The sequence below is a fragment of the Gordonia sp. 852002-50816_SCH5313054-c genome, from assembly GCF_001665925.1.
Classification (GTDB): Bacteria; Actinomycetota; Actinomycetes; order Mycobacteriales; family Mycobacteriaceae; genus Gordonia; species Gordonia jacobaea.
This window is the reverse complement of record NZ_LZTE01000029.1, coordinates 129,590-149,702: the sequence shown is the minus strand read 5'-3', so window position 1 is coordinate 149,702 and position 20,113 is coordinate 129,590. Positions and strand designations below refer to the sequence as shown.

Annotated in this window: 17 protein-coding genes; 10 read left to right on the top strand and 7 right to left on the bottom strand. The window is 64.5% G+C overall.

All coding sequences use genetic code 11. From position 1 onward, the window contains the following. Positions 1-187 precede the first annotated feature (187 nt). Positions 188-1,654, bottom strand: coding sequence for an aldehyde dehydrogenase (locus tag A5788_RS05045; protein WP_064868853.1), 1,467 nt, complete (start codon positions 1,652-1,654; stop codon positions 188-190). Between the two features lie 81 nt (positions 1,655-1,735). On the opposite strand from A5788_RS05045, the gene A5788_RS05040 reads away from it, so the two are divergent. The 8 genes from A5788_RS05040 to A5788_RS05005 all read left to right on the top strand — a co-directional run bounded on the left by A5788_RS05040 (position 1,736) and on the right by A5788_RS05005 (position 8,852). After that, positions 1,736-2,323, top strand: a complete 588-nt coding sequence (locus A5788_RS05040) for a TetR/AcrR family transcriptional regulator (RefSeq protein WP_064868856.1) — start codon at positions 1,736-1,738, stop codon at positions 2,321-2,323. Between the two features lie 77 nt (positions 2,324-2,400). Continuing rightward, a complete protein-coding gene (locus A5788_RS05035) occupies positions 2,401-3,639 on the top strand; it encodes a cytochrome P450 (protein ID WP_064868859.1) in 1,239 nt (412 codons plus the stop codon). Continuing rightward, positions 3,639-4,469: an SDR family oxidoreductase gene (locus A5788_RS05030; RefSeq protein WP_064868862.1), complete on the top strand. Its 831-nt coding sequence runs from the start codon at positions 3,639-3,641 to the stop codon at positions 4,467-4,469. The genes A5788_RS05035 and A5788_RS05030 overlap by 1 nt, the downstream gene beginning before the upstream one ends. Continuing rightward, on the top strand, positions 4,466-5,830 hold the full coding sequence (locus A5788_RS05025) for a cytochrome P450 (protein WP_064868865.1): 1,365 nt from the start codon (positions 4,466-4,468) through the stop codon (positions 5,828-5,830). Before A5788_RS05030 ends, A5788_RS05025 begins: the two co-directional genes overlap by 4 nt. Before the next feature lie 9 nt (positions 5,831-5,839). Continuing rightward, complete coding sequence (locus tag A5788_RS05020) at positions 5,840-6,040, top strand: ferredoxin (protein WP_064868868.1); 201 nt, start codon at positions 5,840-5,842, stop codon at positions 6,038-6,040. A 79-nt stretch (positions 6,041-6,119) separates the two neighbouring features. Then, positions 6,120-6,662 carry a nuclear transport factor 2 family protein gene (locus A5788_RS05015; protein ID WP_049698759.1) on the top strand — a complete coding sequence of 181 codons (543 nt, stop codon included), beginning with the start codon at positions 6,120-6,122 and terminating at the stop codon, positions 6,660-6,662. 8 nt (positions 6,663-6,670) lie between these two features. Beyond that, on the top strand, positions 6,671-7,936 hold the full coding sequence (locus A5788_RS05010) for a hypothetical protein (protein ID WP_064868895.1): 1,266 nt from the start codon (positions 6,671-6,673) through the stop codon (positions 7,934-7,936). Between the two features lie 28 nt (positions 7,937-7,964). Beyond that, positions 7,965-8,852, top strand: a complete 888-nt coding sequence (locus A5788_RS05005) for an SDR family NAD(P)-dependent oxidoreductase (protein ID WP_064868870.1) — start codon at positions 7,965-7,967, stop codon at positions 8,850-8,852. Positions 8,853-8,927: 75 nt separating this feature from the next. Here the strand turns inward: A5788_RS05005 and A5788_RS05000 are convergent, their stop codons facing one another. Further along, entirely contained in the window at positions 8,928-9,998 is a 1,071-nt protein-coding gene (locus A5788_RS05000; protein ID WP_064868873.1) for a porin PorA family protein, read from the bottom strand. Between the two features lie 212 nt (positions 9,999-10,210). Between A5788_RS05000 and A5788_RS04995 the strand changes: the two genes are divergently transcribed. Further along, a complete protein-coding gene (locus A5788_RS04995; protein ID WP_064868876.1) occupies positions 10,211-10,825 on the top strand; it encodes a hypothetical protein in 615 nt (204 codons plus the stop codon). Positions 10,826-10,849: 24 nt separating this feature from the next. Here the strand turns inward: A5788_RS04995 and A5788_RS04990 are convergent, their stop codons facing one another. From A5788_RS04990 to A5788_RS04970, 5 genes are all read right to left on the bottom strand, one after another. Next, positions 10,850-11,875: an NAD-dependent epimerase/dehydratase family protein gene (locus tag A5788_RS04990; protein ID WP_064868879.1), complete on the bottom strand. Its 1,026-nt coding sequence runs from the start codon at positions 11,873-11,875 to the stop codon at positions 10,850-10,852. Continuing rightward, complete coding sequence (locus A5788_RS04985) at positions 11,872-12,963, bottom strand: phosphotransferase family protein (protein ID WP_064868882.1); 1,092 nt, start codon at positions 12,961-12,963, stop codon at positions 11,872-11,874. Before A5788_RS04985 ends, A5788_RS04990 begins: the two co-directional genes overlap by 4 nt. Next, on the bottom strand, positions 12,960-14,066 hold the full coding sequence (locus A5788_RS04980; protein WP_064868899.1) for a TIGR03857 family LLM class F420-dependent oxidoreductase: 1,107 nt from the start codon (positions 14,064-14,066) through the stop codon (positions 12,960-12,962). Before A5788_RS04980 ends, A5788_RS04985 begins: the two co-directional genes overlap by 4 nt. Before the next feature lie 19 nt (positions 14,067-14,085). Next, entirely contained in the window at positions 14,086-15,675 is a 1,590-nt protein-coding gene (gene fadD1, locus A5788_RS04975) for a fatty-acid--CoA ligase FadD1 (protein WP_064868886.1), read from the bottom strand. Positions 15,676-15,753: 78 nt separating this feature from the next. Then, entirely contained in the window at positions 15,754-16,239 is a 486-nt protein-coding gene (locus tag A5788_RS04970; RefSeq protein ID WP_231894105.1) for a hypothetical protein, read from the bottom strand. Positions 16,240-16,641: 402 nt separating this feature from the next. On the opposite strand from A5788_RS04970, the gene car reads away from it, so the two are divergent. Continuing rightward, positions 16,642-20,088, top strand: a complete 3,447-nt coding sequence (gene car / locus A5788_RS04965) for a carboxylic acid reductase (protein WP_064869960.1) — start codon at positions 16,642-16,644, stop codon at positions 20,086-20,088. Positions 20,089-20,113: the final 25 nt, after the last annotated feature.

Below are 20,113 nucleotides of genomic sequence, written 5' to 3'. Positions count from 1 at the left end.
GCTGCTGTCTCCTTCGGGGTTGGGGTGGGGTGGGGTCGGTGGTCTGTTCCCGCTGATCGAGCCGACTCCGCTGATCGAGCTGCTTCCCGCTGATCGAGCTTGTCGAGATCACTCTCGCGCTGAGGTGGTCTCGACTCGGGTGCTCGCTGCGCTCGCGCCCGCTCGACCAGCGGTGGGCATGTCGAGATCACGCCGGCTCCGCGATGGCCTTGGTCTCGAGGTACTCCTCGAAGCCCGCGACGCCCATCTCGCGGCCGATGCCCGATTGTTTGTAGCCGCCGAACGGGACGTCGGCCGAGTACCAGATGCCGCCGTTGATCGACATGGTTCCGGTGCGGACGCCTTCGACCACTTTGTTGATGCGGTCGCGGTCGGTTCCCCAGACAGCCCCCGAGAGGCCGTAGGGGGAGTCGTTGGCGATGCGGATGGCGTCGTCGTCGCCGTCGTGGCCGAGGATGACGAGCACGGGGCCGAAGATTTCCTCCTGCGCCGTGCGGGACGAGTTGTCGAGACCGGAGATCAGGGTCGGCGACACGAAGAAGCCCTTGTCCTTGTCGGCGGGTCGCGCGCCGCCGATTTCGATTGTGCCGCCTTCGGTCTGCGCGAGCTCGATGTACGACTCCACACGCTCGCGCTGCGTCGCCGAAATGACGGGACCGCAGATGGTGCCGGGATCGGTGGGGTCGGCTGCCGCGAATCCCGCCAACGAATCCCGCGCCAATGCCGTTGCCTCCGCGAGCTTCTCATGCGGGACGACGAGTCGGGTGGTGATCGCGCAGCCCTGACCCGCATGCGTCACGACGGCGAACGCGGCCATCGAGACCGCCGACGCAAGGTCGGCGTCGTCGAGCACGATGAACGCCGATTTGCCGCCCAGCTCGAGGAAGACCTTCTTGAGTGTTTCGGCCGCCGAGGCCATCACCTTCTTGCCGGTGGCCGTCGAGCCGGTGAACGAGACGATGTCGACGCGCGGATCGGTCGACAACTGCGCCCCGAGCTCGTGATCAGTGGACGTCACGATGTTGACGACGCCCGGCGGGAAGTCTGTCTCTTCTGCGATCACCTTGCCGACCAGCGCTGCGCACCACGGTGTGTCGGGTGCCGGCTTCAGCACGACGGTGCAGCCTGCGGCCAGCGCCGGTCCGATCTTGGCGAAGTTGATCTGATGCGGGAAGTTCCAGGGTGTGATTGCTCCGACGACGCCGACTGCCTCTTTGCGGATCTCGCGGGTGTTCTTGATTCCCATGGGTTTTGCCTCGCCGAGGTCGTGGGTCCACTCGTAGCTCTCCGCGAGATCGGCGAAGTATCCGAGGTCGCGGATCGGCCCCTCCAGCTGCGGTCCGTGAGTGAGGAACACCGGGCAACCGACCTCGGCGACGGTCAGCTCGCGCAGTTCGTCGGTGTGGGCGAGCAGCGCGTCGCGCAGCTGCCGCAGGCAGTGTGCGCGGAATGCGGCGTCGCGCGACCAGTTGGTGGTGTCGAAGGCGTGGCGGGCGGCGGCGATGGCCGCGTCCATATCGTCGAGGGTCGCGTCGGCCGCCTGGCCGATGACCTCCTCGGTTGCCGGATTGACGACGTCGAAGACGCCGCCGCTGCCGGGAATGAGCTTGCCGTCGATCAAGAGATCCGACGCTGATGCTGGACGAAGAGACATGAACTGGGCTCCAACGCTGACTGGAAGACTATCTGGACAGGTGTCTGGACTCGAGTTCAAACCTAGTGTAGCGTCGGTCACATGTCCAGCCCCGTGTCGCAGGAATCCACGCGCCGCCGACTGACCGCACAGCAGGCCGAGACGGTTGCGCGGCTGACAGATGCCGCAGTCGACGTACTCAATGCAGACGGTTTCGACGGCCTCACGGTGAGGGTGGTCGCCAAGCGTGCAGGGGTCGCGCCGGCGACCGCGTACACCTACTTCTCGTCGAAGAGTCACCTTGTGGCAGAGGTCTTTTGGCGTCGACTGGCCGAGGGGGTACCGGAAGCCGACGCCTCGCTCTCGCGCGAGGATCGGGTCGCCGAGATCTTGCGCAACGTGTCACTCGTCGTCGCGGGCGAAGGGCAACTCGGCGGCGCGGTCACGGTCGCACTACTCGGTACCGACCCCGACGTCGAGCACCTGAGATTGCGGATCGGTGGCTTCATCCGGACCCGACTCGCGCAAGCACTCGAGGTCGACGTCGAACATCCCGGTCCGGTCGTCGATGCTCTCGAAATGCTCTACGCGGGAGGCCTCGTCCACGCAGGCATGGGGCATCTGACCTACGAACAGACATCCGAGCGGCTCGTCGCCGCGGCACGCCTGATCCTGTCGGCACAGCCCTAGGTAGGCAGTCCTAGTTGACCGAGGATGCCCCGAAAGCGCGCGCACGACACGCACATACCGTCAATGGAGGTTCATCGATGACCGAGACCGCAATGGTCGCGGGGATGCAGCAGCAGATTCCTTTCGACCCCTACGCCTACGATTTCCACGAGGACCCGTACCCGACGTACGCGCGACTGCGCGAGCAGGCGCCGGTGTATTACAACTCGGATCTGGATTTCTGGGCGCTCGCCGGTCACGACGATGTGCGAAACGCGTTCCGCGACAGTGCAAATCTGTCGAATGCATGGGGTGTGTCGATGGACCCCTCGTCGTACGGTCCCGACGCGCACAAGTCGATGTCATTTCTAGCCATGGACGATCCCAAGCACATGAGAATCCGCAAGCTCGTCTCGAAGGGCTTCACTCCGCGCCGGGTAAACGACCTCGCCGGCCGGATCACCGCACTGACACACCATCATTGGAGCTCGTGCCTCGACAAGGGCGAGTTCGATTACGTCGCCGACTTCGCCGGCTTGCTCCCGATGGACGTCGTATCGGAAATGCTCGGTGTGCCCGAATCCGACCGCGCGTATCTGCGGAAGCAGTCGGATTTGCTGCTGCACCGCGAGGAGGGCGTCCTCGACATCCCCGAGGCAGCCGTCTACGCCTACCTCGAACTGCACAAGTACTACTCCGCACTCATCGCCGAACGCCGTGGCAACCTCGGCGACGACCTCGTCTCCGCACTCATCACCGCGGAGATCGACGACGACGAGACCGGCGAGAAGACCACGCTCACCGAGGACGAGATCGTCGGATTCATGGTCCTCATGGTGGTCGCAGGCAACGAGACGACCACCAAACTGCTTGCCAACGCGCTGTATTGGGGCTGGCGCAATCCCGACGAACTCGCCAAGGTGCTCGCCGATCCCGAAGCGGTGCCGCAGTGGACCGAAGAAACACTGCGCTACGACAATTCGACCCAGATGGTGCTACGCAGAGTGGCCGGAGACGTCACCTACGGCGAACAGGTCATTCCGGAAGGGCAGCGGGTACTACTCCTCGTCGGCTCGGCAAACCGCGACGAGAATGTGTTCGACGACGCGTCGTCGTACCGCATCGGCCGCGACTGCAGCCAGGCGTTGATGAGTTTCGGTATGGGAGCACACTTCTGCCTCGGCGCGCATCTCGCGCGGCTCGAGGCGAACATCGGTCTCGCCGAGGTCGTTCGGTCGATTCGTTCTGTCGACATCGACATCGCCAACGCCGAACGGGTGCACTCGGTGAACGTGCGCGGGTTCGCGTCGCTACCGGTGAAGGTGACGGTGCGCTGATGGCATACATACCTCATCCGGAACGTCGGCCCGTACTGGTTGCGGGAGCGTCTTCGGGAATCGGGGCCGCGACGGCCGAATACCTCGCCGCCGCAGGCTATCCCGTCGCACTGGCCGCTCGACGCGTGGACAAGCTTCAGGAGCTTGCCGACAAGATCGCGGGTGCCGGAGGCGAAGCGGTCGCCGTCCCACTCGATGTCACCGACGACGCGTCGGTGCGGGACTGCGTGGCGAAAGCCCAAGCCGCGCTCGGGCCGATCGAGATCGCGGTTGCCGGAGCAGGCGACCTCGACGTCGGGCTCTCCTACGAGATGAGTGAAACCGATTTCGCGTCTCAGGTCGACATCCACCTCGTGGGTGCACATCGGCTCTACCGCAACATCGTCCCCGGGATGATCGACCGCGGCCGTGGCGATTTCGTGTTCATCGGGTCCGACGTCGCGGTGCGTCCACGGCCATGGTCGTCGGCATATGTCGCGGCGAAGACCGGCGTCGACGGCTTGGTTGCCACAGCGCAACTCGAACTCGAGGGCACCGGGGTCCGCGCCAGCATCGTCCGTCCGGGCCAGACCATCACCGGCATGGGTTTCAACCTCGCGCCCGAGGTGATGGAGAAGATGCTCAACTCGTGGATCACCCACGGACTCGCCAGACATGGCAATTTCCTTGCACCAGAACACATTGCCCAGGCGATCTCGGCGATCGTCGGCATGCCACGCGGTGCGCACATGCGCGTCGTCGAGGTCGAGGCCGAGGGCGCCATCCCCCGTGACAAGAGCGGTGGGGGAGCAGACATAACCGGAGACGAGACGACCGGAGGCACGAAATGAGCACGCTGACCACGCCGAAACGAGTGTCCGGTGGCGACGGAGAGCACGGACACCTCGACGAACTGGCAGCCGACCCGATCGGACTGTTCTGGCGTGTGCGCGACGAGTGTGGAGACGTCGGGCAGTTCCAGCTCGCCGACCGGGAGGTGGTGCTGGTATCGGGCGCCGCGGCCAACGAGGACTTCTTCCGCGCACCGGAGGAGGATCTCGACCAGGCAGCGGCATATCCCTTCATGACACCGGTTTTCGGCGAGGGAGTCGTCTTCGACGCGAGTCCGGAGGAGCGGTCCAAGGCGATCCACAACGCCGCGCTCAAGGGCCCGCATATGAAGCAGCACGCGGTGACGATTCCCAATGAGGTCGAACGCATCATCGCCCGCTGGGGTGACGAAGGCGAAATCGACTTGCTCGAATTCTTCGGTGAACTGACGCTCTACACCTCGTCGGCGTGTTTGATCGGCCGCAAGTTCCGTGAACAACTCGACAAGCGGGTCTCCGAGTTGTTCCACGACCTCGAGAAGGGCACCGACCCGATCGCCTACGTCGACATGCACGCCGACATCGAGAGCTTCCGCAAGCGCGACTCTGCGCGGGCGGAGCTCGTCGACTTCATCCAGGGCGTCATGAACGAGCGCATTGCGCGCCGCGATGAAGGCACTTCCGATGAGGACAAGGACGATCGCGACCTCATGGACGTGCTCATCCAGGTGGGGTTCGACGCCAACACCATCACCGGGATGTTCATTTCGATGATGTTCGCGGGTCACCACACCACACAGGGCACCGCCGCCTGGACGCTGATCGAACTGCTGCGCAACCCCGACTACATGCAGCGCGTCTACGACGAACTCGACGAGATCTACGGCGACACACCGGCGGGCGAGCGACCGGAGTACACCTTCGCTCACACCAGGCAGATGCCGCAGCTCGAGAACGCACTCAAGGAGTCGCTACGCCTGCACCCGCCGCTGATCATTCTGATGCGCTTGGTGCAGCAGGACTTTCAGGTCGACGATTTCGAAGTGCGTGCGGGGCAGACGATTGCGGTATCGCCCGCGGTATCGAATCGGTTGCCCGACGATTTTCCCGAACCCGACGCCTTCGACCCCGACCGTTATGTGAAGCCGCGTCAGGAAGATCTCGCCAACCGCTGGACGTGGATTCCCTTCGGTGCCGGTCGACATCGTTGTGTGGGAGCGCAATTCGCGATCATGCAACTCAAGGCGATCTTCTCGGTGCTGTTTCAGAACTACGAGTTCGAGATGTCGCAGCCGTCGGATTCCTACCGCAATGACCACTCGAAGATGGTGGTGCAACTCGCACAGCCGTGCCGGGTGCGCTACCGCAGACGGCAGAAGTAGGAGGGCGACATGCGAATCGAGGTCGATCTCGACATCTGCCAGGGGCATGGCATGTGTCAGATGGAGGCACCGGACGTGTTCGAGGCCGAGGTCGATCATGTCGACATTCTCGAGCCGCAGCCCGACGAGAGCAAACGCGCCCAGGTGGAGGCCGCCGTGCAGTACTGCCCCACCCAGGCGCTGCGGATCGTCGAAGACAGCAGGGCATGAGACGCGTGCAAGGCAAGAGAACACAGCACTACTTGAGAACACAGCAGTGCCTGAAGAACAGCGAACGAGAGGTGACGGCATGGCATTCGATCGTGCAGAGCTAGAAGAGATGAAGGAACGGTGGCTCGAGGCGAACATCGTTGCCGAGCAGGCCGGTGACTGGAAGCCGCTGGCCGACTTCTACACCGAGGACGCCACTTACGGCTGGAACTACGGTCCGGACAAGGACTTCATGGCCGTCGGCCGGGACGAGATCCGTGAGATTGCACTCGGTCAGGAGATGGAAGGTCTCGAAGGGTGGACCTATCCGTACCAGGAGTGGGTGATCGATGATCGCACCGGGTCGATGATCGGTCTGTGGAAGCAGGTCTACGACCGCAAGCGTGAGGACGGGACCCCGTACGCACTCGAAGGTATCCAGGGAAGCTGGTTCAAATACGGCGGAAACTTCCAATTCCGCTGGCAGCGTGACTTCTTCGACTACGGCAATGTGTCGGCGCTGTTCATCGAACTGCTGAAGGAGAACGCGATGAGCGACGGAATGCTCAAACGGATCGAGAAGGCCACCGGCGACCAGCCCGGCTGGTATCCGTTCGGCAAGGCGCCCGTCGAGTTCTGGTGATTCACGAAATGCCCACAGCCCGGACGTACTCGGATCTCGCCGCTCGGCAACTCGCGACGATCGTGCCTGAACTCCTGCTGTCCGGTCAGTTGATCGACCGCAGCGGAATGGCCCATCTCATCAGCGCTTTCGGTCGGGAGACGATGGCGCAGATCGCCATCGAAGAGTGGATGGCCGCGAGCCCCGTCTACACCCATCGCATGCGGGACGCGCTCGGCGTCGACGGCGACGGTGTTGCCGACATGTTCAAATGCCTGCAACTCGACATCGGGGCGCCGCCGCAGTTCATGGACTTCCGCTACGAGATCGACGACAAGTATCACGGCTCCTTTGTGCTCAATCACTGTGGGGCACTGATGGATGTCGAGCCGCTCGGCGACGACTACGTGACCGCGATGTGTCACGACATCGAGGACCCGACCTTCGACGCCACCGCCATCGCGACGAATCGTCGGGCCCGGATCAGGCCCATTCACAGGCCGCCTCGCAGGCCCACCGACCAACACCCGCACTGTGCGTGGACCGTGACAATCGAACCCGACCGCGACGAGCTTCCACTGCCGCCCGACGCCGAGGAGATGTTCACCAGACGCGCGGCATCCGTCGAGTTGAGCGCGATCGACACGACTGCGACGGACGGGCGCGTCGACTATCGCGGAGACCTGTGTGACGACCTCCAGTTCCGCGAATGGTCGCACACCGCGCTCGTCCGGATCGCGGAAGAGGTTGCGCTGCAGCATCAGTTGCTCGCACTCGGCTTCCTCGTGTCATTGCGTCGCTATGCCGACGGCCCCGAACAGGTTGACGAGATCTATCGCAAACAGTTGACCGGTATCGCGGGCCTGGCGGCAGATCGACTGCGCAGCGCGTTGGCGCTCGCTCCCGACGCGCAGGGATTGGCCACCGTGATCTCGCTGATCCCCGTGCTCGGACCCGTGCAGTACACCGGCGTGACGGCGCGCGTCGTCGGAGATGGTGTCGTACTGGCCATTCCGCATGAGTCCGACGCACGATCCGACGGCGGTTGGCTCACACTGTTCGACGCCGAGCACCTCGAACCACTGCAGGCGATCGCCACGGGTGTCGACGCGCACTGGAACGTCGAGGCCGTCACCGACACCGGCCACGCCCTCGAGGTCACGTTCGCCCTCACCGACGACGAACGGTCGGAGTCCGGCGAGGTGGCCATCGCACGATTCAGTTCCGGTGCCGCATGGGAGTTCGTCGATAGGGGTCGGTCACTACCTATCACTCCGATCGGCAGTCCGGTCTGATGGTCGCGCACTGCGCTATCGAGATCTGATGGCGGCCGACGTCCCGATCGACGCGCACCTGTCCGGGCGCGTCGCGATCATCGCGGGCTCGACGCGGGGGATCGGTCTGAACGTCGCGTATGCCCTTGCAGGGCGCGGGGTCTCGCTGGTGGTGAATGGCCGCGACGCGAGAGCCGTCGACGACACGGTCGCCGAGATCACGGGTGGCGGTGGCTACGCGGTGGGTGTCTGCGGGTCAGCGGGCGACGAGGGCGTCGCCGAGCGCATGGTTACGGCGGCACTCGATGCGTTCGGCGCACTCGACATCGCCGTCAACTGTGCCGGCATAGCCGAACCCGCGGGGTCGACGATTCTGACCATCACGCCCACCGAGTTCCGCGAGCAGGTCGACGCACATCTGATGAGCGCCTTCTTCCTGACTCAGTCTGCTGCACGGGTTTTCGTCGGACAGCAGTCGGGATCGATCGTGTTGACCGGCTCGGCCGCGTCGTTGGGAACGTTCGGTGGAAGTGGCTATCCCGCGGCGAAAGGCGGCGTGAACGCTCTCGCGCTCGCCGCGTCGGGCGATCTGATGAGTTCCGGAGTGCGCGTCAATGTCGTGATGCCCGGAGCGAAGTCGCGACTGTCGTCGGGACCGGACTACGTCAGACACATCGAAAGCCTGCATGCGAGAGGCATACTGGACGACTTCACCCGCGACGCGGCGCTCGATCCGGCACCGCCGGAATACGTCGCTCAGCTCTACACATTCCTCGCGAGCGATGCCGCCGCCAAGATCACCGGCCAGATCTTCACGGCGTCGGGGGGTTTCATCGGTCGATACGATCCGCACCAGCCGACGTTTGTCGCCTACCGCGACCATAAAGACACGGAGCCATACAGTTTGGCGGAGTTGGCCAAGCTGCTCTCCGAGTGAGTGTGTCGAGAAGATCGGTATGAGGTTTGCGCCCGATTGCGGCACAAACCCCATACCAACTCGGCATCGACCTGATCAGTTCGCGGAGCCGACCAGCGGCGGTTCGGTTGCGCTGGGACCGTGCGATTGCGGATCGTCGTGTGTCCTGCGCGGGCGACGCACGTACACCACGGCCGCAAGGATGAGGAGAAGGATTCCGACGATCCCCAGTGCGATCGGCGTCCAGAAGAACGTCGCGCGCAGAGTCTGACGCGCGTCCCTGGCGTCGTTGGCGAGCGCCGTCAGTGTGGCGTCGTCGAATCGTAGGTCGGCGTTGATCGCGTCGACCTTGAACGAATCATCGGCTGACCGTGCGTAATACGCGTGCGGGGTGGTGTGTGTGTCGACGGTGGTGCCGCTCGTCGGCTCGACCCACATGTCGCGGGTGTTGCTGTAGAAGAGCTTCATGGTGACCGGCTCCATGGCTCCGCCGGGGATGCCCCACTTGAATGCGGGCATGGTGATCTGGGTCTGCTGGTTGACGCCGTGCGTCTGTGTGGTGTCCACCCCTGTGACCTCGCCACGGAAGTGATAGGTCTTGACGCCGTTGATCTCTCGGCTGTCGTTGACGTACTTCATGGTGATCGGGGTGTGCCCGCGGAGCTCATAGAGCGTGTGGTCCGACTTGTCCGTGCCGATGGGGAAGGTGAACAGTGTTCCGGCATAACTGGACTCGTTCGACGGTGTTGTCGCAGGCGCGGTGATCAGAGTCGGTTCGGGACTCGACGCGACCTTGTATGTCGTGCGATCGATCGTGCCCGCCAACGTATCGAGTCCGAACACTCCCGCCTGGCCTACCACGTCGGACCGGCGACTGGTCACCGTGGTCGTGGTGGCCGCCGTGTCGTCGGTTGCACCGGGTGAGCTTTGATTACGCGTGATGATCTCGATGGGCACGTCGGCGGTGGTGGCGACCGGCGTTGCCGTGGTGAACGACGCCCTGTCGATGAGTGTGCCCTGACCGGCCAGTACCGCGGTGCGGTCGAGATCGGTGGGGAACAGCGCGGTGTTGCTGCGGATGACGGTCGGCAGAAGTGCCGCGACGACGAGACAAACGACGCCGAGCAGGCCGAGGATCGCGGTCAGGAGAGTCCGCTTCTTACTCATGTGATTTCCTCATCTCGAGGTGGGCTGAGCCGGCGGATCACCGCAGAAGGCTCAGGTGACTAACGAAGAGCAATGTGGCCGGGGTCACATTGAGCGAATAGTGTCATACAGGGCTCTATGAGGTGTGGTGATCCGGGAAAGACATAGATAGATCTATGTGATTGTGATTTCGTGGCCGCGGTGAGGCCGTCGAATTCGCTAGTATTCGAAAGATGGTTGTCAGTGCCAAAGGGACGCGGCTGAACAAGCGGGGTATCGAGACCCGCAGACAGGTGATCGACGCCGCGATCGACGCGCTCGCCGCAGCCCGTGGCGGAGACCCGGTGAGCGCGAATCTCGTTGCGAGACAGGCCGGTGTCACCTGGGGGACCATGCAGCACCAGTTCGGAGACGTAGACGGACTGTGGGCCGCGGTGCTCGACCACATCGTCGACGTCTGGCAGCCTGCACCCGATCCGCTCGACGCCACGATGCCGGCGCCCGAGCGGATCGAGATCATGGTCGAGCGATTCTGGCGCGCACTCGCGGCCAGGGAGGGACGCGCGGTGGAGAACCTGCGGCAGATGCTTCCGGGCGACCCCTCGGCTCTCGAAAGTTCCTATCCCGCAACGGCGGCGGCTATGGCGGCATGGGAGCAGCGGTGGGCGGCGGCATATGCGCGCTTCTTCGATGGACTGGACGTCGACGCGACCAAATCGCAACGGGTGCAGTCATTTCTGCCAGGTGCCCTGCGCGGGTTGTGGTCGGAATCGAATCTGACGACCTACACCGACGTCGAGGCGGGGCGTCGTGGACTTGTCGAGGCGATCGTCGCGTACCTGTGCTGATGCCCGAATTCCACGGAGGGGCGCTCATGCCGGTCGCTCGGTGGGCTCGTCGGCGCGGCGTCGACGCTGCGCTGCCCGCTCGACCCAGTACCGTGCGCCCTCAGCTATCGCCTCGGTGACCGGTCGCGGTTGCCATCCGAGTTCGCGAACCGCTTTGTCGTGGCTCATCTCTGGAATGCAGTGCATCAGACGCACCGTACCGATGCGCAACTTGCCCGGGGTACGGGTAAGTGTCGACTTCGCCGACCCGACCGCGCCGGCGGCATAGAGCGCGGCGCGGCCCAGCACAGGTCTGGGCGCGGCACGTCCAGCGGTTGTCGCTGCAACACGGATGACCTCGCCGAGATCGATCGACCGCTCCGAAACGATGTAGCGTTCGCCATTGCGTCCATGCTCCGCAGCGAGGACGAGCGCATCTGCTGCATCGTCGATACCGACTGATTCACAGCGCATTCCGCGCACACCGAAGGGCAGCTTCCCGAGTGCGGCGCCCGCGACGAACGACCCATGCGGAGTGGGTACGACATCGCCTGCGCCATAGGTGTTCGAGACGCACATCGCGACCAGCGGTACGTCGTGCTCACGCGCATAGCTGAGTGCGAGTCGCTCAGCGGCGACCCGCGACCGCACATAGTCTGTTGCCCTGCGGTCCCAGTTGAACTCAGTGGCCTCGTCCGCAAGACCGGACTCGGGTATTCCGATCGTCGCCATCGTGCTGGTGAAGACAAAGCGGCGCAGCGGAATACGTGCAGCAACCTCGAGTACGGAGCGGAGGAGCTCGACGTTGGTCTCGTACAGCGGTGCAGGGTCGAGGAGCCATGCCCGGGTGTCCACGGCACAGTGATAGACGTCGGCACACCCCGACATCGCATCGGCGACTGTGTCTGCGTGATTCAACTCCCCGACATGCCGGTCGACGTCGAAGTCGTCGATCGTGCGTGTGTCGCTGCTGGGGCGCACCAGGATTCGTACGTCTTCGCCCGATGCGACCAACCGACGCGTCAGCGTCGAACCGAGGAATCCGCTCGCCCCGATTACCAGGCTGGTCATCTCAGACGCTCCGGGTCGAGATCGGCGACGGCTGCCGCCGTGCGTTCGAGCATCACACTGAACATCGCGTCACCTCTGTCGGTTGGTTGTGCCGCTGCGGCGCCGAAGACGATGATCAGCGGAGCCTGGATGAGGTTGTCTACGTAGTCGCGCCAGCAGTCGTCGAATGTGTAGTCGAGGACGCTCGACTGGTTGCCGGGTGTCGACAGCGCAGCGCCCCATGCGCGCAACGCGTGGTGGTAGTCGGTGACGATGCGTCGCTCATGCATCCTGCGGTCGTCCGGAGTGAGACTCGTCGCGAGAAGAAAAGCGATGTCGCGCAGCGGATTGCCGGTGGTGATCGTCTGCCAGTCGAGTATTGACAGCGATCCGTCACCACGGAGCATGACGTTGTCGGCGCGCAGGTCGCCGTGGATGAGCGCGAAGTGCTCAGCAGGTGTTCGTATCCACGGACCTGCGTCGCGGACCAGCCAGTCGACGACGGACGACTGCGCAGCGCTCAAGGTGAAACGTGAACGGAACACGTCGGCCATCGGGTCGAGCAGTGACTCCATCACGTCGCAATCGTCCGGCGTCGGGAGGGGAAAGTCGTCGAGCAGTGTTGCGTCGTCCCAGCGCGGACCGTGCAAGCCGGCGGCCGCAACCGCGACCGATCGGACCTCATCTGCACTGCACCCGGCGATTTGATCGCCTTGGCGGCCGTCGGCGATGTCTTCGAGGAGCAAGACGAACTCACTTCCCGAATCGGAACACACCGTTGCGAATACCGCGGGCGTCGGTACCCGGAAGGTCGAGACGAGTTCGCGATAGAAGCGGACCTCGTTTCGGAAAGCGCCGGAGCCGAACTCGCGCTGGGCGGCCGGTCCCGTTGCCAGCTTGGCCACCATTGTGTCGGGAAGGCGGCACGGCGTTGCATAGCGCAGCGCGAGGCGAAACGAACTCGCCATCTGTCCGGTTCCGACGGGCGTTGCGTCGACTTCGACAACCTGTGTGTCGTCGTAGCCGCGTGCGCGGAGCAGAGCGGTCAGCCAGTCGGGGGTGACGTCGCTGATGTCCGTGGGTATCTCGGCGGGTAGGTGAGTGGTCACCGGCCTGCTCCCCGCGGTGTCATCCGTCCTGGATTCGCGGGCAGCTCACGCATGGCAGGCGGGCGCTTCGCGCGGTAAGCGTCGATCACCGGTGCCAGCTCGGTCGGGGTCGCACCGTGCAGGATGACAGAGTCGACGCCGAGGTCGAACTGCTTGGCTATCGCTGTGGCGCGGTCGGACGGCGATCCGACGGCGCTGTCGGCGACCCAATGTTGCGGAATAGCCTGTGCGAGTTCGTCGAGCTGTTCGGCCGTCGCGGTGGCGTCGATGGGTCCGGTGGCGTCAGAGAATGCCGACGTCGCGCGAACACGATCGAGATCTGCTGTGCTCCAGCGGTTTGCGCGCATCAGTGCATCGGGGTAGCCCTGCAGGTAGGTGGCGAGACGGCCGTAGAGCCTGCGTAGCCGGTCCTCGTCTGCGAGCTCGTCGCCGACGGTTGCCAACACCGACCAGATCCGAATCGTGTCCGGATCGCGGCCCGCACGTCTGGCCGAATCACGCACGGTGGCAACTGCGTTCGACGTCGCGGCGTCGTCGAGAAAGGTGTGCAGGATTACGCCGTCGGCGATACGTCCTGCCAACTCGAGAGTCCGTCGGCTCATGGTCACCAGCAGAATGGGCACGGACGCCACGGTGACACCGAGATTCAGCAGTGGATAGGAGCCCGCGGGACCGTCGTGGCCGACGATCATCTCGCCGCGCCAGAGTCGACGCAGCACGTCGGCGCTATCGGCCAACTGTGCACCGGTCACGTCGTCGATTCCGAGGATCTGCCATTGCGCGGCGATACCCCTCCCCAGGCCGAGTGCGAACCGGTTGTTGGTGAGCTCGGTGAGGGTTGCGGCCATCGTGGCGGTGATGATGGGATGCCTGGTGTTGTGATTGGTTGCGGCAGTAGCGATTCCCATGCGGGTCGTCGCCGCACCGAGTGCTCCGCTGAGGACGGCGGCATCCTTGATGTTGAATCGTTCGGACACGAACGCGGTGCCGAGCCCGATGCGCTCCGCCAACCTCGCCTCGTCGACGAGGTTGGCAGGGCTGACCGGATGCTTCGAGAGTGCGTAGTAGCCGAGTTCGGAGAGCATGGACTTCTCCGCAAGCATCGGTGTCACCGCCGAGATGTCACACGCTCGCGGGCGACGCCGCACGGTATTCCGTGCCGCGCGGTTCGCGTACCCACAGGGTGTCGTCGCCCGCGCTCAAGCCTTCGTGTTTGAGCTGGCGTTTGACGATCTTGTTGGTTGCCGTCGTCGGCAGGTCATCGGCGATCCGGACGTACCGGGGCCATGCTTTGGGTGACAGATCGGGCTGTGCTGCAAGGAATTGCGCGAACTCGTCGGGGGCCAAGGAACTGCCGTCGGTGAGAATGACGGCAGCCATGACCGCATCGCCAACCTGATCGTCGGGAACCGCATAGACGGCGACCTGACTGATGTCAGGCAGGCGGAGAAGGATTCGCTCGATGGGGCCCGCCGTCATGTTCTCGCCGTCGACACGCATCCAGTCGCCGGTTCGGCCCGCGAGGTAGAGCCATCCGTCGACATCTTTGTAGGCGAGGTCGCCTGACCAGTACATGCCGTCGCGGAGTCGCTCCGACGTGGTCGCGGGGTCGTTGTAATAGCCGGTGAACATGCCTGCGCCGGAGGTGTTCACGATCTCGCCGATCGCGTCGTCGGCGTTGACTAGTGCGCCGGTGTCGTCGAATTGCGCTGGTGGGCATTCGGTTCCGGTTGCGGGGTTGTAGACGGCGACGCCTGGGAAACCCTTGCCGACGGAGCCGCGTGGAGTTCCGGGTTCGCGGGTGATGATGATCGCCAACTCGGTGGAGCCGAAACCGTCCCAGACCTGGCAGTCGAAACGTCGGGCGAAGTCGTCGATGTCGCGGTCGGTGGCCTCGTTGCCGAAGGCGGCCCGCAGTGTGTTGTCGCCGTCGTCGGATTGTTCGGGAGTCGCGAGGATGTAAGCCAGAGGTTTGCCGACGTAGTTCATGTACGTGACGCCATAACGTCGGACGTCGTCGAGGAATCGCGAAGCGGAGAACCTGGCCGGCACCATCGCCGCGCCGGATACCGCTGCGACGCAATAGCCTCCGAGGAGCGCCGCGGAGTGAAAAAGCGGCATCGAGAGATAGCAGATGTCGTCGGAGGTGATGCCGAAACGCTCGGCCAGCGGCGGCCCGGCGAAGGGAACGAGCATGTGCGCCAACTGAACCGGCTTCGGATTGCCGCTCGTGCCCGAGGTGAAGATCAGCATGAAGGGGTCGGTCGCGGTGGGTACCGAGTATGGCGTCAGCTCGCCGGCGTCGGCGAGAAGTCGGGGCCACTCGGCAGATGACGTGTCGATGACTTCGACGCCGGGGAGGTCGAGGCCGTCGAGGAGTGGGAGGTGCTCGGCGTCGGTGAGCAGGATCTGGCAGTCGCCGCGCGCGATGTCGTTGGCGAGAGCCTCTCCGCGTCGAGTGTTGTTGATCCCGACCGTCACGTACCCACCGAGCGCACCGGCGGCGAGGGCGATAAGCATCGCGGGACTGTTATCGAGGAGCACTCCGATATGCATCGGGCGTTCGGTGTCGGCGCGGCCGAGGACGGTGGCCGCCGTGCGCCGCGCGTCGTCGAGGTATTCGCGCCACGTCCAGCGGCTGTCGTCGTAGAGGATCGCGAGGGAGTCGTCGTTGTCACGGTCGATCAGGAGTTCAGTCACGGTCTGCGCCATGCGCCAAATCTAGAACCTGTTCTACGAAGAGGTGTACAGATTCGAGAAATTGTCTACTGATGCCTTAGGACGTGGTGGTCAGCGCGAGATGGTGCCGCTTCCGGGACTCAGGGTGAAGGTCGCGCCGCCGCGTCCGACGACGCTCGTGGTGAACGAGATCGGTCCCGGCCCGGTCCGTAGTGAGGGGCTGAGCGCGGGCTTGCCCTCCTTGCACGCCGGGAATGTGGTGGTCCCGGACTTCTTGGTGGCCGTGTTGTGCCACTCGAACCCGACGACAGCCGAGCGCAGGCCGGTGGTGCAGGCGTTGCCCGGCATCGGCTCGAGCCACACGCGCAGGGTGTCCGGGTCGGGCGACGCCGCCGCGATCGGGGCGACGAACGCCGCAAACGGGACGTCGCCGCTGGTCGCGATGCCCGCGTTCGGTGTCTGCGAGATCGACGACGCCGGGATCTGCGGATCGGCCGCCGGCGCCGCGTGCGCGGATCCGGCCGTGGCCAGGAGCGTCGACGCTGCCGCTAGTCCGACGGCGGTTGCGAGCGCAGCGCGATGAAGTGTTCGTCCCACTGGTATCACCAGCCCCTTCTGTCACAGTTGGGGTCCACGGTACCAGCGCGCGGCCCGTCGCGGCAGGGGGCGCTTGGGGTGGGGCTGGGGCCTGGCCGCCCGCGGTGCCTGCGTGCAGAAAGTAGGGGAAGGAATCCTTCCGCGGGTCTCGTACCTTTTCTCGAGAAGTTGCGCGGGGAAACGTCGACAAGTCGGGGAAAGAACCCTTCCCCTACTTTCTGACTGACTTGCGGCCGCGCGCCCGGGTCGACGCGATACGCGCATACGGCGCAGAAGTGTCGGATTCGCGGCATCTGCGGGTGAGATGGCTCACCGATCGTGGCAGAACGTCGATTCAGGGGAGAACAGTGGAGATGTATTACTTCGCATGTCTAATTATCGTCCATTGTTCGGAGGTTGTTGATGTCCACCCAGCTATCCACCGATCCTGCCGCCGCGGTGTCGGCGCAGAGCCCCGACTCCGACGTCGCTGCCCGCCTCCTGGAGGGGATGTCGGTCGAGGGTGCGCTTCGAGTTCTCTATGAGGGGTACGCCGACCGTCCCGCGCTCGGATTCCACGACGCGGATCGCGAATCACGTTGGTCCACAGTAAGTTTCCATGAGCTCGGTAGTCGGGTCTCGGTTGTCGCATCGCTCCTGTGTGACGCGGCCGGTGTCGAGTCCGGCGATCGGGTCGCCACGCTGGGGTTCACCAGCGCCGACTACACGGCGGTGAGTCTGGCAGTTCTCGGTCCACTCCACGCTGTCGAGGTGCCGTTGCAATCAGGGGCCGCAGATTCCGTGTTCGCCGACATCCTCGACGAGACCGAGGCCAAAGTCCTTGCGGTGTCGACGAACTCGCTGTCCAGAGTCACCGCTCTGATCGAGAAGGGCGTGCGCGCCGACCTTGCGCATCTCGTCGTCTTCGACGTCTCCGAAGCTGCACTCGATGCCGTCGAGAGTGCGCGCGCTGTAGTGGAGCCGCTCGGAATCTCAGTGCACCTCGTGCAATTCGACGACGAGCCGTCGGCGGCATACGACGCCCAGGCGGCGCCGCAATCGAGCGTCGACGCACAACCCGACGACCTTGCCCTGCTGATCTACACCTCTGGCAGCACCGGCGCCCCGAAGGGTGCAATGTACACGCAGGACGCAGTGCTTCGGTTGGTCCGACAGGGGTTCGGCCTCGAAACAGACCGTGCCACAGACGAATACGCCGCGAGCGAAGACCACGCCTGGGTCACTCTGAACTTCCTGCCGATGAGTCACGTGATGGGCAGAGCGACGCTCATGCGAACGCTGGGCAACGGCGGAACAGCCTACTTCACCGCGCGGCCCGACCTGTCCGAGCTCCTCGACGACCTCGCGGCCGTCGCGCCGACCGAACTGCATTTCGTGCCGCGTATCTGGGAGATGCTGCACCAGCAGTATCTGTCCGAAATCGAGGGCGCCGAGACGGATTCGCACGCCGACGTCCTGACCGCGATGCGGCGCAGCTACTTCGAACGCGCACAACTCGCCGTGACCGGCTCGGCGCCGATCTCGCCCGAGGTCGTCGACTTCGTCGAAAGCATGCTCGACTCTCCGCTCGTCGAGGGCTATGGATCGACCGAGGCGGGTGGCGTCATCCGCAACGGGGCGGTGATCCGGCCGCCGGTTCTCGACTACAAGCTCGTCGACGTCCCCGAACTCGGTTATCGCACAACCGATACCCCGCACCCGCGCGGCGAACTGCTCGTCAAGACCACCGACATCTTCGCCGGCTACTATCGTCGACCGGAACTCACCGCGGAAATGTTCGACGACGAGGGCTTCTATCGAACCGGCGACGTCATGGCAGAAACCGGACCCGATCAGCTCGTCTACCTCGACCGTCGGAACAACGTGTTGAAGTTGTCGCAGGGCGAGTTCGTCACTGTTGCGCGCGTCGAAAGTGCGCTGACCTCACCGCCGATCCGTCAGATCTACGTGTACGGCAATAGTTCACGCCCGTACCTGCTGGCCGTCGTCGTGCCAACCGATGACGCCGTCGACGCCGCTTCCGACGACGGGGAACTACACGCGACGCTGTTGCGGGCTGTCCGAGACATCGGGGAGCGCAACGGCCTTGCGTCGGTGGAGATCCCGCGCGACATCATCGTCGAACGTACCGCGTTCTCTGAGGCCAACGGCTTGTTGACCGGGATTCGCAAGCTCGCGCGGCCACGCCTCAAGGAGGCGTACGGTCCCGCTCTCGAAGACCTGTACCTGCATCTCGCACATGCTCGCGCCGATCGGCTCCGCGATGCGCGGGCATCTGCGGCGGGCAAGCCGACGCTCGATGTGCTGATCGACATCGTCTCGGCCACACTCGATCTCGCCGAAAATGAGGTGACTGCGCACTCGAAGTTCACCGATCTCGGTGGTGACTCGCTGACCGCCGTCACCCTCGGGAACACACTTCGCGACATCTTCGACGCGCAGGTCTCGGTCGGTGTGCTGACCAGTCCGTCCTCCGACCTCGCGGCTATCGCCGACTACATCGACGGACGGGAGGGCGATGCGCGCCCCACGGCAGACACCGTGCACGCCGACCAGCGGCACCTGCGTGCCGACGAGCTCACCGTCGACGCCTTTCTCGACGAGGCGACACTGGCAGGAGCGTCGAGCGTGCCGGCCGCCGACGAGACCGTGTGCGAGGTATTACTCACCGGAGCAACCGGATTCCTCGGTCGATACCTCGCCGTCGAGTGGTTGCGGCGCGTTGCACGCGTCGACGGGCACGTGACCTGTCTGGTCCGTGCCTCCGACGACGAGACCGCCCGGCGACGCCTCGACGCGGTCTTCGATGTCGGCGACGGCCCGCTGCGCGCCGACTACTTGCGGTTGGCGCCAGACCACCTGACAGTTCTCGCGGGTGACAAGGATTCGCCGAAACTCGGACTCGACGACCAGGTGTGGAACCGGCTTGCCGCCGATGTCGACCTGATCGTCGACCCGGCCGCACTGGTCAATCATCTGCTGTCCTACCGGGAGTTGTTCGGCCCGAACGTTTCTGGAACAGCAGAGCTCATCCGCCTCGCGTTGACGACGACTCGCAAGCCTTACGTCTACATCTCGACCGTCGGGGTGGCTGACCAGGTCGGCTCTGCGGAGTTGGTGGAGGACAAAGACATTCGTGAACTCAGCGCGACGCGCGAGGTACACGACGGCTACGCGAACGGCTACGGCAACAGCAAGTGGGCGGGGGAGGTGCTGCTGGCAGACGCGCACGACCGTTTCGGGCTGCCCGTCAGCGTGTTCCGATGCGACATGATCGTGGCCGACGACAGCGACCTCGGCCAGCTCAACCTCCCGGACATGTTCACGCGCCTGCTGATGAGCGTCATGGCAACAGGCCTCGCACCACGGTCGTTCTACCGGCTCGACGCCGACGGCGGTCGGGGAGCAGCGCATTACGACGCACTGCCTGTCGACTTCCTGGCCGCGGCTATCTCGGCTCTCGCGGTCGGCGACGGTCATGTCACGTACAACGCCGTCAATCCACACTCCGACGGCATCGACCTCGACACGTTTGTCGGCTGGCTCACCGAGTCCGGCGAAGAGATCGCACTCGTCGACGACTACGACCACTGGTACCGACTCTTCTCCGACGCCCTTGCCGATCTGCCGGAGAAGCAACGTCGACACTCATTGATCCCGCTGCTACATAACTACACGCGCCCGATCGAACCCGTCGACGCCGGTGTCGTCAACGCGCCGCTTTTCGCCGCGGCGGTTCGTTCGGGACAGGTGACCACAGCGACGGCCGAGTACGCCGACATCCCGCACATCACGTCGCAAGTTGTCGCCAACTACGCGCGCGGGCTGCGAACACTCGGGGTCATCTGAGTGTGATCGGACTCCCTGCGTCCCG

Bases quoted from the DNA above. Each gene is read 5' to 3' on its own strand.
- A5788_RS04990 (WP_064868879.1), bottom strand. From the start codon at position 11,875: ATGACCAGCCTGGTAATCGGGGCGAGCGGATTCCTCGGTTCGACGCTG.
- A5788_RS05000 (WP_064868873.1), bottom strand. From the start codon at position 9,998: ATGAGTAAGAAGCGGACTCTCCTGACCGCGATCCTCGGCCTGCTCGGC.
- A5788_RS04995 (WP_064868876.1), top strand. From the start codon at position 10,211: ATGGTTGTCAGTGCCAAAGGGACGCGGCTGAACAAGCGGGGTATCGAG.
- A5788_RS05040 (WP_064868856.1), top strand. From the start codon at position 1,736: ATGTCCAGCCCCGTGTCGCAGGAATCCACGCGCCGCCGACTGACCGCA.
- fadD1 (WP_064868886.1), bottom strand. From the start codon at position 15,675: ATGGCGCAGACCGTGACTGAACTCCTGATCGACCGTGACAACGACGAC.
- A5788_RS05010 (WP_064868895.1), top strand. From the start codon at position 6,671: ATGCCCACAGCCCGGACGTACTCGGATCTCGCCGCTCGGCAACTCGCG.
- A5788_RS05035 (WP_064868859.1), top strand. From the start codon at position 2,401: ATGACCGAGACCGCAATGGTCGCGGGGATGCAGCAGCAGATTCCTTTC.
- A5788_RS05020 (WP_064868868.1), top strand. From the start codon at position 5,840: ATGCGAATCGAGGTCGATCTCGACATCTGCCAGGGGCATGGCATGTGT.
- A5788_RS05025 (WP_064868865.1), top strand. From the start codon at position 4,466: ATGAGCACGCTGACCACGCCGAAACGAGTGTCCGGTGGCGACGGAGAG.
- A5788_RS05005 (WP_064868870.1), top strand. From the start codon at position 7,965: ATGGCGGCCGACGTCCCGATCGACGCGCACCTGTCCGGGCGCGTCGCG.
- A5788_RS04980 (WP_064868899.1), bottom strand. From the start codon at position 14,066: ATGCTTGCGGAGAAGTCCATGCTCTCCGAACTCGGCTACTACGCACTC.
- A5788_RS05030 (WP_064868862.1), top strand. From the start codon at position 3,639: ATGGCATACATACCTCATCCGGAACGTCGGCCCGTACTGGTTGCGGGA.
- A5788_RS05015 (WP_049698759.1), top strand. From the start codon at position 6,120: ATGGCATTCGATCGTGCAGAGCTAGAAGAGATGAAGGAACGGTGGCTC.
- car (WP_064869960.1), top strand. From the start codon at position 16,642: ATGTCCACCCAGCTATCCACCGATCCTGCCGCCGCGGTGTCGGCGCAG.
- A5788_RS05045 (WP_064868853.1), bottom strand. From the start codon at position 1,654: ATGTCTCTTCGTCCAGCATCAGCGTCGGATCTCTTGATCGACGGCAAG.